The 14,282-nt window shown below is 58.6% G+C and carries 12 protein-coding genes; 6 read left to right on the top strand and 6 right to left on the bottom strand.

The features are described from left to right. Window positions 1-393, top strand: a complete 393-nt coding sequence (gene rplQ, locus M3P88_RS11815) for a 50S ribosomal protein L17 (RefSeq protein ID WP_124735759.1) — start codon at window positions 1-3, stop codon at window positions 391-393. A 45-nt stretch (window positions 394-438) separates the two neighbouring features. On the opposite strand, the gene M3P88_RS11820 is transcribed toward rplQ, so the two are convergent. Next, a complete protein-coding gene (locus M3P88_RS11820; protein WP_249616210.1) occupies window positions 439-1,812 on the bottom strand; it encodes an aminotransferase-like domain-containing protein in 1,374 nt (457 codons plus the stop codon). A 201-nt stretch (window positions 1,813-2,013) separates the two neighbouring features. Here M3P88_RS11820 and aptA point away from each other — a divergent pair, with 201 nt between their 5' ends. Together aptA and M3P88_RS11830 are read left to right on the top strand one after the other, a co-directional pair. Beyond that, window positions 2,014-3,330 carry an omega-aminotransferase AptA gene (gene aptA / locus M3P88_RS11825; protein ID WP_249616211.1) on the top strand — a complete coding sequence of 439 codons (1,317 nt, stop codon included), beginning with the start codon at window positions 2,014-2,016 and terminating at the stop codon, window positions 3,328-3,330. A gap of 14 nt (window positions 3,331-3,344) precedes the next feature. Next, window positions 3,345-4,832, top strand: coding sequence for a CoA-acylating methylmalonate-semialdehyde dehydrogenase (locus M3P88_RS11830; protein WP_249616212.1), 1,488 nt, complete (start codon window positions 3,345-3,347; stop codon window positions 4,830-4,832). 58 nt (window positions 4,833-4,890) lie between these two features. Here M3P88_RS11830 and lnt read toward each other — a convergent pair whose 3' ends face one another. The 5 genes from lnt to miaB all read right to left on the bottom strand — a co-directional run bounded on the left by lnt (window position 4,891) and on the right by miaB (window position 10,133). After that, on the bottom strand, window positions 4,891-6,396 hold the full coding sequence (lnt, locus tag M3P88_RS11835) for an apolipoprotein N-acyltransferase (protein ID WP_249616213.1): 1,506 nt from the start codon (window positions 6,394-6,396) through the stop codon (window positions 4,891-4,893). Further along, window positions 6,396-7,259 (bottom strand): CorC family transporter, encoded by an 864-nt coding sequence (locus M3P88_RS11840; protein ID WP_249616214.1) that lies wholly within the window; start codon window positions 7,257-7,259, stop codon window positions 6,396-6,398. The genes lnt and M3P88_RS11840 overlap by 1 nt, the downstream gene beginning before the upstream one ends. Further along, window positions 7,259-7,768: an rRNA maturation RNase YbeY gene (gene ybeY, locus M3P88_RS11845; protein WP_249616215.1), complete on the bottom strand. Its 510-nt coding sequence runs from the start codon at window positions 7,766-7,768 to the stop codon at window positions 7,259-7,261. Before ybeY ends, M3P88_RS11840 begins: the two co-directional genes overlap by 1 nt. Next, window positions 7,749-8,720, bottom strand: a complete 972-nt coding sequence (locus tag M3P88_RS11850; RefSeq protein ID WP_249616216.1) for a PhoH family protein — start codon at window positions 8,718-8,720, stop codon at window positions 7,749-7,751. Before M3P88_RS11850 ends, ybeY begins: the two co-directional genes overlap by 20 nt. A 78-nt stretch (window positions 8,721-8,798) precedes the next feature. After that, entirely contained in the window at window positions 8,799-10,133 is a 1,335-nt protein-coding gene (gene miaB / locus M3P88_RS11855; RefSeq protein WP_249616217.1) for a tRNA (N6-isopentenyl adenosine(37)-C2)-methylthiotransferase MiaB, read from the bottom strand. A 483-nt stretch (window positions 10,134-10,616) separates the two neighbouring features. Here miaB and M3P88_RS11860 point away from each other — a divergent pair, with 483 nt between their 5' ends. The 3 genes from M3P88_RS11860 to M3P88_RS11870 all read left to right on the top strand — a co-directional run bounded on the left by M3P88_RS11860 (window position 10,617) and on the right by M3P88_RS11870 (window position 14,231). After that, on the top strand, window positions 10,617-11,261 hold the full coding sequence (locus tag M3P88_RS11860) for a helix-turn-helix transcriptional regulator (protein WP_249616218.1): 645 nt from the start codon (window positions 10,617-10,619) through the stop codon (window positions 11,259-11,261). A gap of 65 nt (window positions 11,262-11,326) precedes the next feature. Continuing rightward, window positions 11,327-12,649: an HAAAP family serine/threonine permease gene (locus M3P88_RS11865; RefSeq protein ID WP_249616219.1), complete on the top strand. Its 1,323-nt coding sequence runs from the start codon at window positions 11,327-11,329 to the stop codon at window positions 12,647-12,649. A 196-nt stretch (window positions 12,650-12,845) separates the two neighbouring features. Next, a complete protein-coding gene (locus tag M3P88_RS11870) occupies window positions 12,846-14,231 on the top strand; it encodes an L-serine ammonia-lyase (RefSeq protein ID WP_249616221.1) in 1,386 nt (461 codons plus the stop codon). The last annotated feature ends 51 nt before the right edge of the window (window positions 14,232-14,282 follow it).

The following is a 14,282-nucleotide window of genomic DNA, read 5'->3' on the forward strand; positions in this document are numbered from 1 at the left end:
ATGCGTCATCGTTATAGCAATCGTAAACTGAATCGCACGACCAGCCATCGTCTGGCCATGCTCCGTAATATGGCGGTATCGCTGCTGCGTCACGAAGTTATCGTGACTACGCTGCCTAAAGCCAAGGAGCTGCGTCGTGTTGCCGAGCCGCTTATCACGCTTGGTAAAAAGCCGTGCCTGGCCAACCGCCGTCTGGCGTTTGACCGCACCCGTGATCGCGAGATCGTGGGCAAACTGTTCGACGTTCTGGGCGAGCGTTATGCTACCCGTAACGGCGGCTATGTTCGCATCCTGAAATACGGTTTCCGTAAGGGCGACAACGCTCCTATGGCTCTGGTAGAGCTGGTAGACCGTCCGGAAGGTGAAGCTGTCGTTGTTGACGACGCTGAATAAGCCGACGCAGTTTAAAAAAGGCCATCCTGCGGGATGGCCTTTTTGTTATTTACCGTCCAGAAAATCCCATAGCAGGCTGTTGCGGCTATAGGCGACATTGAAGCGCCACCAATCCTGATAGCCGTCGCTGCTGGAAAACAGCTTGCCCGGTGCCAACATAATGCCCTGCTTGCGCGCACGCTCGGTCAGATTGGCGGCATCGCAGCTGGCAGGAGGTTTTGCCAGCAAGAAGAGGCCGTGTTCAGGTTGGGCAAACAAGCTCCAGCCGGCCGCGTGAAAGCGCTGTTGGCAGAGGTATTGCGCCTGGCTCAGCGCATCGCGCGCATCATCCAGCTGGCGGCGGCTGCCTGGCGCACCGTTCAGCTCCATCACCAGCATTTCATTCAATACCGGCGTAGTAAGCCCGGAGATCATTTTGTAACGCAGCAGCAGTTCGCTATGCCCGCTGTGGCTGGCGACATAGCCCACCCGCAAGCCGGGTGCCAGCGACTTGGAAAAGCTGCCGATATACAGGCTTTTACCGGGTGCTGCCAGCGAGCACAAAGGGGGTTGCGGCTTGGGGTGGAAAGGCTGGGCGACATTGTCTTCCACCACGATACAGTCGTGCGCATCCATCAGCTTCATCACAGCATGGGCCGTTGCCAGTGTATAGCTGGCACCGGTCGGATTGTGCAGCAGCGGATTGGTAAAAAACAGTTTCGGCTTGTGCCTGACCAAGAGAGCCTCAAGTTGCACCAGATCCGGCCCCTGTGCCGTCCAGGGTACGCCGACCAGATTGAAGCCCCTGAAGCGCAGGCAGGAGATCAGGTTGCAATAGCCAGGCTCGTCGATAAACAGCGTGTCCCCAGGGCGGGCTAGTGTGCAGGCCACCATATCCAATGCCTTGCTCGCGCCCTGGGTTAGGATGATGTGCTCGGGCGAAACATCCAGATGTTCCCGGGCTAGCTGACGGGCGATTTCACTTCGTAAGGGGGCATAGCCCTTGGGGTCGCCATAAGGATGGAAAGGTTCGTTGCGTCGAGCGATGGCCCGCATGGCCCGCGCATTGGCTTCTCGGTCATACCAGTGCTCCGGCAGCCAGCCGCAACCCGCCATCAGCAGCTTGCTGTCGCGTTGATAAATGCGGCTTAGCAGCCAGTCGTCGTCCACTGGCAAAGTGTTCAGCGCAGGGGAGGGAGGGGCTGACTGACGGCCTTGTGCCGCAACATAGTAGCCCGAGCCTTTACGGGAAACTGTATAGCCTCTGCTGACCAGGCGCTGATAGGCTTCGCTGACTGTAAAGGTACTGATCTGGTGCTCTTGGGCATATTGGCGTACGGAAGGCAGGCGGCTGCCGGGCGGTAATATACCCTGATCGATGCTGTCGCACAGGCGCATCACGATTTGCTCGGCCAGTGTGGCGTTTGCGGCTTTGCCCATAGGTTTCGTCTTGGCTGCTTGCGATTCTTTTAGCATAACCGCTTATTGTGGCGAGTACAGCCTCTGCCGCTCTTTTGCTGTAACTGTACAGTGCATATTTCTGTACAGATTGCTGCTTTTCGAACTAACTGCCTCTGTTATGCCATCTTGCTCCTGTCTACATTGCTGCTCATGGCACGCATGTGCAATGAGGAGAAAACCATGACCCAGGATCAGATGCAGGCTTACTGGATGCCCTTTACATCCAATCGCCATTTCAAGAGCGCACCGCGCATGCTGGTTTCGGCCGATGGCATGTATTACCGCGACGATTTGGATCGGCAGATTCTGGATGGCTGTGCCGGTTTGTGGTGTGTGAACGCAGGCCACAACCGCCAGCCCATTGTTGAGGCCATCCAAAAACAGGCGGCCACACTGGATTATGCCCCTCCTTTCCAGATCGGCCATCCCAAGGCATTCGAGGCGGCTGAGCAGCTGGCGGCAATGGCGCCGGCCGGTTTGTCCAAGGTGTTCTTCGTCAATTCGGGTTCCGAGGCTGCAGACACGGCGCTAAAGATGGCGATTGCCTACCACCGCGTAAGGGGGGATGCAGCAAGGGTCAAGCTGGTGGGGCGCGAGCGCGGTTACCATGGTGTCAATTTTGGCGGTATTTCGGTCGGTGGCATTGCAGGTAACCGCAAGCTGTTCCCGGTCAGCCTGCCGACGGTAGACCATATCAAGAGCACGCATGATCTGGCACGCAATGCCTTTAGCCGCGGCGAGCCCGAGTTCGGTGCCGAGCTGGCAGACGAACTGGAGGCGCGCATCACGACCTTGCATGACCCTTCCACCATCGCTGCGGTCATTGTCGAGCCTATGGCCGGCTCGACCGGGGTGCTGATTCCACCCAAGGGCTATCTGAAGCGGCTGCGTGAAATCTGCGACAAATACGGCATCCTGCTTATTTTTGATGAGGTCATCACCGGCTTTGGCCGTCTGGGTGCCGACTGGGCCGCCAACCGCTTTGATGTCCTGCCCGATATTATTACCTGTGCCAAAGGGCTGACCAATGGCGTCGTACCGATGGGTGCCTTGCTGATCAAGCCCGAGATCCATGATGCCTTTATGGCGGCTGCGGCAGACCGGGCTATCGAATTCCCGCATGGTTATACCTACTCGGCACATCCGCTAGCTTGCGCTGCGGCGATTGCGACGCTGGATGTCTACCGTCAGGATGGCTTGTTCGAGCGTGCCGCAACTCTGGCGCCACGTTTTGAAGACAAGGTGCATGCGCTGCGTGGCGAGCGCCATATCAAGGACATCCGCAATCTTGGACTGGTTGCCGGCATCGAGCTGGAGAGCCGGCCGGGTGCGCCGGGCGCGCGCGGCATGGATGTCTTTCTCAAATGCTGGGAAAAGGGCGTACTGGTGCGCTTTACCGGCGACATCATCGCCTGCTCGCCGCCTTTGATTATCAGCGAACAGGAAATCGACACCCTGTTTAGCGTGATTGGCGAAGCCATTCACGAAACCGAATAATAAGGAAACCCATCATGCAAAGCATTGCCCATTTTATTGGCGGTGAGCATTACGCCGGCCAGAGCGAAAGACATAGCGAAGTTTTCAATCCTGCATTGGGCGAAGTGATTGCCCATGTGCCCTTGGCGACGCTGGATGAAGTCAATGCCGCCGTAGCCTGCGCGCGCCGTGCCTTTCCGGCCTGGGCCGAAACGCCGCCGCTTAAGCGCGCACGGGTCATGTTCAAATTCAAGGCATTGCTGGAAGAAAACCAGCAAAAAATAGCCGAGCTGATTTCCCGCGAGCACGGCAAGGTCGTCTCCGATGCCATGGGCGAGGTGACGCGCGGTCTGGAGGTGGTGGAGTTTGCCTGCGGGATTCCGCAGCTGCTCAAGGGTGAATTTACCGAACAGGTGGGCGGCGGTATCGATAGCCATTCCATGCGCCAGCCCTTGGGCGTGGTTGCCGGGATTACACCATTCAACTTCCCGGCCATGGTGCCGATGTGGATGTTCCCGGTCGCCATCGCCTGTGGCAATACCTTTATTCTCAAGCCATCCGAACGCGACCCGTCGACGGCGCTGTTGCTGGCCGACTTGCTCAAGCAGGCGGGTCTGCCGGACGGCGTATTTAATGTGGTGCATGGCGACAAGGTCGCGGTGGATGCGCTACTGACCCATCCGGAGGTGGCGGCCTTGAGTTTTGTCGGCTCGACGCCGATTGCCCGCTACATTTATGAAACCGGTGCCCATCATGGTAAGCGGGTGCAGGCATTGGGCGGTGCCAAGAACCATCTGGTCGTGATGCCGGATGCGGATCTGGATGGCACGGTCGAGGCCCTGATTGGTTCGGCTTACGGCTCGGCCGGCGAGCGCTGCATGGCGATCTCGGTCGCCGTGGCGGTGGGCGATGTGGCTGATGCACTGGTGGAAAAGCTGGCCGAACGTGCCCGCAGCCTGAAAATAGGCGTAGGCGGCGAGGCGGATGCGGAAATGGGGCCGCTGGTGACGCGTATTCACCGCGACAAGGTGGCCGGCTATGTTGATGCCGGTGTCGCCGAAGGCGCGAAACTGGTGGTCGATGGGCGCGCTTACCGCCATCCAGCGTATGAGAACGGCTTTTTTATCGGCCCTTGCCTGTTTGATCATGTCTCGCCCGAGATGACCATCTATCAGGAGGAGATTTTCGGGCCGGTGCTGGCCGTGGTGCGTGTGCCCGACTTTGAAAGTGCCGTGCAGCTGATCAATGCCCACCCTTACGCCAACGGCACCGCCATCTTTACCCGTTCGGGTGCGGCTGCGCGCGAGTTCGGTCACCGTATTCAGGTCGGGATGGTTGGCGTGAATGTGCCGATTCCTGTGCCGATGGCGTTCCACAGCTTTGGCGGCTGGAAGGCTTCGCTGTTCGGCGACCATTCCATGCATGGCCCGGAGGGCGTGCGCTTTTATACCCGCATCAAGACCATTACCAGCCGCTGGCCGGAGAAACTCACTGCCGAGTTTGTCATGCCCACCATGAAGTGAGGTGAGACGGTAGGCAAAAGAGCCGGCATCATGCCGGCTCTTTTGTTTTCGGCCTTGCTTAGCGGGTTTTGGCGAGGCGGCGGCACTGCCACCACTCAAGCAGCATCACCCCCAGCAATAGCATGGCACAGCCTATAATCACCGGCAGGTTGCCGCTACGCATATAGGGCGTCAGGCCGCGACGCCCTTGCACCTCGACCTTGAGCACCTGTTCGGTGTCCGGTGCTGCCAGGCTCTTGATGCTGCCGTCCGGATTGATCAGTGCCGTCATGCCGGTATTGGTTGAGCGCAGCATGGGGCGGCCGGTTTCCAGTGAGCGCGCTTGCGACAACTGCAAATGCTGGTCCATGGCCGAGCTTTTGCCAAACCAGGCGAGATTGCTGACGTTGGCGAGCAAGGTCGCCTCGCGCGCCGGGCCGATCAGCTCTTCGCCAAAACTATCCTCGTAGCAGACATTGAACGCGACTTTTTGTCCGGCCAGCGTCAATGGTGCCTGTGCCGGCCCGCCGCGCGAGAAGCCGGAGAGCGGCATATTCATATACTGGTAGATCCAGCCTATGAACTGCGGCAGCGGAATAAACTCGCCAAACGGCACCAGATGATTCTTGGCGTAGTAGGGCAGGTCGGGCTGGCTGAAAGCGACCACGGCATTGAGATAGCCCTCTCCGTCATCGGTGCGGCGCGGAATGCCGATGGCGATATCCATCTGTTTGGCTTTGGCCTCGCGCTGAATCATGCTGATCAGCCCGGGCGGCAGGTCTTCCAGAAATAGCGGGAAAGCGGTTTCCGGCAGAATCATCAGATCGGCGCGCTGGCTGCCTATCATCTGGTAGTAGCGCTCTATCGTCAGTTGCAGTATTTCCGGGCTCCATTTGAGCGACTGTGGAATATTGCCCTGCGCCAGCGCCACGCTGACCGGCTGGCCGGCATTTTGCGTCCAGCTGACCGACTTCAGTAGTTGTGCGCCGCACCACAGACTGATTAACAAGGCGATCAGCGCCAGGCGCCCGCCCTTGGCCAGCCGCGGCAAGGCCACCAGTGCGCCTGCGCTCAAGGCTACGGCAAAGGTTACGCCGTGGATGCCGCTGACAGCGGCAAGGCCGGCCAACGGGCTTTCCGCAATCTGGCTGTAACCGATCGCGCCCCACGGAAAGCCGGTAAACATCCAGCTGCGCAGCCATTCGCCCAGCGTCCACAAGGCGGGAAAGGCAACGAGCCAGCGCAGCCACGGCCTCTCACTTAACCTGACGGCAAACAGCATGGCCAGCGCCGGGTAGAGTGCGAGATAAGCGGGCAGCAGCAGTGTTGCCAGTGCCGCCGGCAAGGCCGGCAGCTGGGCGACGTCATGCAGGCTGTTGTAGATCCAGTTGAAGTTGGCGGTATAAGCCGCCAGTGCCCAGCCATAGCCCAAGGCAAACGCATGGCGCGGATGGCGCTCGACCAGCTCGGCCAGTATGGCCAGCAGCAGCGGCATCAGCCAGAACAGACGATGGGGGGCGAAGGCAAACAGCGTGGCGGCGCCGGCCAGCAGGCAGGCGGCCAGATAGAAAAACCTTTTCGGCATCAGGCGTCCTGCTCGCTGCTGCTGTCATCGCCTGCATCGCGCCGTGGCGCCACCACCAGCGTATGCAGGCGACGGCTGTCGGCGCGCAAAATGGTAATGTCCAGCGGGCCCAGCGTAACTTTCTCGCCACGTTTTGGCATATGTGCCATCGCGGTCAGTACCAGCCCGCCCAGCGTGTCGGCGTCATCGTCGGAAAAGTCGGTGCCGAAGAAGGCATTGATATCTTCGATTTCGGTTTGTGCCTTGACCCGGTAGCGCCGGCCGCGGATGGGGACGATATTGTCTTCGGCTTCATCGAAGTCGTATTCGTCTTCAATATCGCCGACGATCTGTTCAATGACGTCCTCGATGGTCACGAGGCCGGAAACGCTGCCATATTCATCCACCACGATAGCCATATGGTTGCGCGTGCTCTTGAAATCCTTGAGCAACACATTGAGCGGCTTGGACTCCGGAACAAATACCGCTTGGCGCAGGGTGTCGCGCAGGTCGAACAACTTGGGGTTGTGGAAGTAGCGCAGCAAATCCTTGGCCAGCAGAATGCCGACAATATCGTCCTTGTCGTCATCGATGACCGGGAAGCGCGAGTGTGCCGTATCCATTACGAAGGGCAGGAATTGCTCGACCGGATCATCGACGCGCACGACATCCATCTGGCTGCGCGGCACCATCACGTCGCGCACCGTTTGTTCCGAGACATTGAGTACGCCTTCTATCATCGCCAGCGCGTCCGCATCCATCAGGTTGCGTTCGAATGCGGCATGGAGTTGGGCGATCAACTCTTCGCGGTCTTCAGGCTCATGGGTAAAACGGTTCAGTAGTCGTTCGAACCAGCTAGGTGACGGTTTGCCAGAGTCGTCCATTAGACGGATTTTTCCTCAAGATAAGGGTCGGGATATCCCAGCTTGGCCAGGATCAGGGTTTCCAGAGCTTCCATGGCATCGGCTTCGGCTTCGTCTTCGTGGTCGAAGCCTTGCAGATGCAACAGGCCATGTACGGTCAGATGGGCGTAATGCGCCAACAGGTCTATGCCTTGCTCGGCCGCTTCTTTTTCGACGACCGGCGCGCACAGCACCAGGTCGCCGAACAGCGGCATGCCGGCTACGGTTTCGCCTTCATTCAGGGCGAAGGACAGGACATTGGTGGCGTAGTCTTTGCCACGGTAGTCGCGATTGAGTGCGCGGCCTTCATCGGCATCGACGATCAGCACGCTGACCTCGGCGGCTTTGACGCCGGCTTGCAGCGCGGCACGCGCCCAGCGGCCTAGTTCTTTGGCCGGGGGCAGGGTCGTGGCCGTGCTGCGCACATCCAGAGTCAGTTGCAATCGCGCGGCAAGGCGGGCGAGCAGGGGGTTACGCTTGGCTTTTTTCATCGTTTTTCTGTTGGTAATGCTCGTAGGCATCGACGATTTTTTGCACCAGCGGATGGCGCACAACGTCGTCGCTGTTGAAATGGTGGAAATGCAGGCCGCGCACATGGCCCAGAATCTGTTCCACTTCGACCAGCCCGCTTTTCTGGTGGCGGGCCAGATCGATCTGGGTGATGTCGCCGGTAATCACCGCGCGCGAACCGAAGCCGATGCGGGTGAGAAACATCTTCATCTGTTCGGGCGTGGTGTTCTGTGCCTCGTCCAGAATGATAAAGGCGTTGTTGAGCGTGCGCCCGCGCATATAGGCCAGTGGTGCAATCTCGATCTGTCCTTTTTCCAGCATGCGCTCGACCCGTTCGCTGCCGATCAGGTCATAGAGCGCGTCGTACAGCGGGCGCAAATACGGGTCGACCTTTTGCGCCAGATCGCCGGGCAGAAAACCCAGCTTCTCGCCGGCTTCGACCGCCGGGCGCACCAGCACGATACGCTTGACCGCGTCGCGCTCGAAGGCATCGACGGCGCAGGCGACGGCCAGATAGGTCTTGCCGGTGCCGGCAGGGCCGATGCCGAAACTGATGGTGTGCTCCAGCATGGCGCGGATATAGCCAACCTGGCGCGGCGTGCGCCCGCGCAAATCGCCACGGCGGGTGCGCAAAGCGGGCGAGCTGTCGGTTTCGCTGCTGGCAGCGACCGGGTTTTGTCTGAGTTCGACCAGACACAATTGCACGTCTTCCAGCTCCAGTTCCCGCGTCTCGGCCTGCAGATAGAGTTGGGTGAGTGCGCTGGCGGCTTCGCGCGCACGTTCGCCCTGAATGCGCAACTGCTCGCCACGGCGGGCGATGCTGACATCCAGTGCGATTTCTATCTGCTTGAGGTTGCTGTCCAGCGGGCCGGTCAAGCGCGCCAGACGGGCATTGTCGATCGGATTGAAACTGAGCTGTTCGGCGTGGGGCATGGGGCAGTCGGGTCTCGGGTCTGGTGTCCGGCCGTATCGGTGTGAACAGGCCGGACCATCGTCATGCTTCTGATGGTATTACACCATTTGGGTGCTGACTACCTCGCCCACCAGTGAATGCGGGTGGGCCTCGGTGATGCGCACCTGCACCATCTGCCCCAGCAGGTGCGGCTCTCCGACAAAATTGACCACCCGGTTGTTGCCGGTGCGGGCTGCCAGCATGCTGGCGTCGCGGCGCGAAACCGATTCGACCAGCACTTGCTGGATCGTGCCTTGCATGGCCTGGTTGATGGCAAATCCGGTGGCCTCGATTTCACGGTTCAGTGCCGCCAGACGGCGCTGCTTCACTTCATAAGGCGTGTCGTCGCTCAGGTTGGCGGCCGGTGTGCCCGGGCGCGGGCTGTAGATAAAGACAAAGCTGAAGTCGAAGGCCAGATCCTTGACCAGCTTAAGCGTCGCCTCGAAGTCGGCGTCGGTTTCGCCGGGGAAGCCGACGATAAAGTCGGAGGACAGGCTAAGATCCGGACGCACGGCACGCAGCTTGCGGATGATGGATTTGTACTCAAGCGCGGTATAGCCGCGCTTCATCGCCATCAAAATACGGTCGGAACCGCTTTGCACCGGCAGGTGCAGATGCGAAACCAGCTTGGGCAGGCGCGCAAAGCAGTCGATGATGCGTTCGGTGAATTCGCGCGGATGGCTGGTGGTAAAGCGGATGCGCTCGACGCCCGGTATCTCGTGCACGAACTCCAGCAGCAGGGCAAAGTCGGCGATCTCGCCATCGGCCATCAGGCCGCGGTAAGCGTTGACGTTCTGTCCCAGCAGCGTGATTTCCTTCACCCCCTGCAGTGCCAGCCCGGCGATTTCGGTTAGCACGTCTTCGAACGGGCGCGAGACTTCCTCGCCGCGGGTATAAGGCACGACGCAGAACGAGCAGTATTTGGAGCAGCCTTCCATGATGGAGACGGCGGCCGCATGGCCGTCGACCTTGGCCGGCGGAATATGGTCGAACTTTTCGATCTCGGGGAAGGAAATGTCCACTTGCGATGTGCCGCTTTCTTGCCGGTTTTTGATCAGCTCCGGCAGGCGGTGCAGCGTTTGCGGGCCGAACACCACGTCTACATAGGGTGCGCGCTTGACGATGGTCGCACCCTCCTGGCTTGCCACACAACCGCCCACGCCTATGATCAGCCCGGGTTTCTCCAGCTTGAGTTCGCGCACGCGGCCCAGATCGGAGAACACTTTTTCCTGTGCCTTTTCCCGCACGCTGCAGGTATTGAACAGAATGATGTCTGCGTCTTCGGGCCGGTCGGTCTTGATGGTGGCCTCGTTGCCGGCGAGTACATCCACCATCTTGTTGGAGTCGTATTCGTTCATCTGGCAGCCGAACGTCTTGATGTAAACCTTTTTCATGGTGTGCACGCTTGTCAATATGAAATGCCAGCACGCCCGCGCGCTCCCTTTTATGGCGGGGAGGACGGTTTTTGCTGGCAAATGAAGATGTTGCGCGCGAGTGTACCACAGGCCATCACTCAGACGATGCTGTGCGCTACGCGTTACAGCCTGGCATCACGCCCTGTTCTGTCTGCGAAGCGCTTTGCGGCTGGCGGGTACGGCCTTTGTCTGGTTTTGTTGTTTTTTGTTCGTATGTCGAGGCCGTCCCGGGCGGAATCAGGTAAAAAATCAGGAATTTCCATTCAGGATTTTTGCTTGTTTTTTTAAGCCCTTTTGCATTTATCCGTTTTTAAATCAGTGGATAAGACATTTTTTTCTGGCTAACGGCATAATCTGCAAGAAAAACTTGATTAGAATCAACTGATGTACCTATATGCCCTTGCAAAGTTCACAAACGAAAGTAGAATTGCCGCAAATTTATTAGCGGAAGAAGTTTCTATCATGCGCGTTACGGTTGATTTGGCTGTTCTGGCGGATTTTCTGTCCCAAGTGCTGGGGCAGCGTACTGAAGTGGCAGTACACGACATGAGCGATCTCGATCAGTCGTTGTGCATCATCCGGAATCCTATTTCCGGTCGGGAGGTCGGTGCGCCGGCAACCGATATGGCTTTGCGTCTGCTCAATGAATTCCAGCGCGGGGATGGCCCGTCGTTCCGGACTAACTATCCGGGCAAGCTGGTGGATGGGCAGCGCATGCGCTCTTCCAGCTTGCTGATTTGCGACGAGAAGGACAAGGCCCGCGCCATGGTTTGCCTGAATAGTAATGATCACGAGCTGCAGCGTGCGGTCGAGCTTTTGCAGGTGCACTTCCGTCGTGATCAGGACATGCACAGCGAAGAGTCCGCGGCCCACTCGGTAGAAAGCCTGGGTGACGACATTATCGGCAAGGTGATGGCCGCTTATCCGCCGCCTGCCGAACTGGGCAGCCAGCAAAAAAGAGCCATTGTCAGCGAACTGGAGCACAAGGGGATTTTTCTGGTGAAGGGCTTTATTGCCAAAACGGCCCACTTGCTGCTGATTTCCGAACCCACGCTGTATCGCTATCTGAAAGAAGCCGCCCAGGGCGACAGCCCGGCGACTGCTTGATTATTTAACGGCCACATTTGTGGCGATCCAATCTGCCATTTGACTTGAAAGCAAGGAAGACAAGAATGTCTCAATCCAATGTTTATACCCCTGAAGCGTCTGCTCAGGCTGGACAGGCTGCCGCTGGCAAGCCGGCCTGGACGCGTCAGGATACGACCTGGATGCTAGGCCTGTACGGTACTGCCGTGGGTGCCGGTACGCTGTTTCTGCCGATCAACGCGGGTATTGGTGGCTTCTGGCCATTGCTGGTCATGCTGGTGCTGGCCTGGCCGCTGACCTACTTTGCCCACCGTGGCCTGAACCGCTTCGTGCTGTCCGGTTCGACCCGCGACGGCGACATTACCGAAGTGGTCGAAGAGCATTTTGGCCTGACCGCAGGTAAGCTGATTACGCTGCTGTACTTCTTTGCTATCTATCCGATTTTGCTGGTGTATAGCGTGGCGATCACCAACACGGTGATGTCTTTCCTGACCCACCAGTTCGGCATTCAGCTGGGTAACGATATCGTCACCCGCGGCATTTTTGCCCTGGGTCTGATTCTGGCGCTGATGTCGGTGGTTCGTCTGGGCGGCGAGTTCATCGTGAAGGCGATGAGCGTGCTGGTGTTCCCGTTCGTCGCTGCATTGATGCTGCTGGCGCTGTATCTGGTGCCGCACTGGAATAGCTCGATGATCGACCAGGCCGGCACCTTTAGTGCTGCTGTCAGCAGCGGTGCATTCTGGAAGACCCTGTGGCTGGCGATTCCGGTGATGGTGTTCTCGTTCAACCATTCGCCTATTATCTCGTCGTTTGCCGTTGACCAGAAAAAACTGCACCCAGGCTGCGAAGATGCCGCGTCCAACCGTACGCTGAGCCGCGCGCACATCATGATGGTTGCTTCGGTCTTCTTCTTCGTGTTCAGCTGCGTGCTGAGCCTGTCGCCAGCTGATCTGGCCGAAGCCAAGGCACAGAACCTGTCCATCCTGTCTTATCTGGCCAACCACTTCCAGAACCCGATCATTGCCTGGGTTGCGCCGCTGATTGCCATCGTCGCGATTTCCAAGTCGTTCTTCGGTCACTATCTGGGTGCCAAAGAAGGCTTCAATGGTCTGGTGATTAAGGAACTGCGTCAGCGTGGCAAGACCATCGATACCGCCAAGCTGGACCGCTTTACCGCCGTATTCATGATCGTGACCACCTGGATTGTTGCCACGCTCAACCCGAACATCCTGGGCATGATTGAAAACCTGGGTGGCCCGGTGATTGCCGTGCTGCTGTTCCTGATGCCTATGTATGCGATTTATAAAGTGCCTGCAATGAAGAAGTATGCCGGCGCTGCCAGCAACTACTTCGTAGTCGCCATCGGCCTGATCGCCATCTCGGCCATCTTCTACTCGCTGGTGTTCTGATAGCGCTTTGAGCATGGACTTTGTGTCTGTGCTCTTGCTCTTACTTTTAATCCCCGATTCGTGTTGAAAACCCGGGTCGGGGATTGCGCAATTCTATTACTCAAACCAGACACGATCGACCCGATCCGGAGCCTAGCCCTGTCGTGGTCGCGGTACGTTTTCCGGGCGCTGCCCGGTTAAGGAAAAAGGACTCATTATGTTCAGCATGGCGGATATCTACAAAATCGGCGTAGGCCCTTCCAGTTCGCACACCATTGGCCCGATGAAGGCCGGTCATATGTTTCTGGGTACGCTGAAAGAAACCGGGCATTTCAGCCAGACAAGCCGTATCAAGGTGGATTGCTTTGGCTCGCTGGCTCTGACCGGCAAGGGGCATTGCACCGACCACGCCATTATTCTGGGTCTGGCCGGCAACCAGCCGGAAACCGTCGATCTGGATGCGGCGCCGGCCATCATTGCCGAAGTCGAATCGCACGGCCGTATCACCCTGGGGCGCACCCAGCAGAGCGTGGCTTTTGCTCTGGAATTCCATAGCGACAACCTGCCGCGCCACGAAAACGGCATGCAGATCCATGCTTATATCGGTGAAGAACTGGTGCTGTCCAAAACCTATTACTCCATCGGTGGCGGCTTTATCGTGGACGACGAGCATTTCGAGCAGAGCTCGTGCAGCGACACGCCGGTGCCGCACCACTTCCTGAGCGCAGCCGATCTGGTTGGGATGTGTGAAGAAAACGGCCTGCCTATCTCCAGCCTGGTGATGGAAAACGAGCTGGCTTTCCATGATGAGCATGAAGTGCGCGCTCACTTTGCCCGCGTCTGGGAAGTGATGAAGAGCAGCATGGAGCGCGGCATGCGTACCGAAGGCAATCTGCCGGGGCCTATGCGCATTCCGCGCCGTGCGCCCGCTTTGCATCGCAAGCTGACCGGTATGCTGCAGGTGTCGCAAGATCCGATGAGCGTACTGGACTGGGTCAATATGTACGCGATGGCCATGTCGGAAGAAAATGCGGCCGGCGGCCGCGTCGTGACTGCGCCAACGAATGGCGCGTGTGGCGTGGTGCCGGCAGTGATGGCTTATTACAACCACTTTATCCAGCCGTTGAATGACGATACTTGCCTGCGTTTCTTCCTGTCGTCCGGCGCGATCGGTTGCCTGTTCAAGCTGAATGCTTCGATCTCGGGTGCCGAAGTGGGTTGTCAGGGTGAAATCGGTGTGGCTTGCGCCATGGCCGCAGCCGGTCTGGCCGAGCTGATGGGGGCAAGCCCGGATCAGGTGTGCATGGCGGCAGAAATTGCCATGGAGCACAATCTGGGCCTGACGTGCGATCCGGTTGCCGGTCAGGTGCAGATTCCTTGCATCGAGCGCAATGCCATTGCCGCGGTCAAGGCGATCAACGCCGCGCGTATGGCGATGCATCGTACCAGCAGCCCCAAGGTGTCGCTGGACAAGGTCATTGCCGCGATGTACGCCACCGGCAAGGATATGGATGCCAAGTACCGCGAAACCTCGTGCGGTGGTCTGGCCTTGCAGATCACGGCAGGCGAGAAGCCTGTCGTTTGGATCAAGCAGGCGGCCTGAGTGCTTACCCTGTAGTGGGTCGGTTTACAGCCTGCCCTGCAAAAACGCCAC

It is taken from the genome of Craterilacuibacter sp. RT1T (assembly GCF_023502145.1).
In the GTDB taxonomy this organism is placed as follows: Bacteria; Pseudomonadota; Gammaproteobacteria; order Burkholderiales; family Chromobacteriaceae; genus Craterilacuibacter.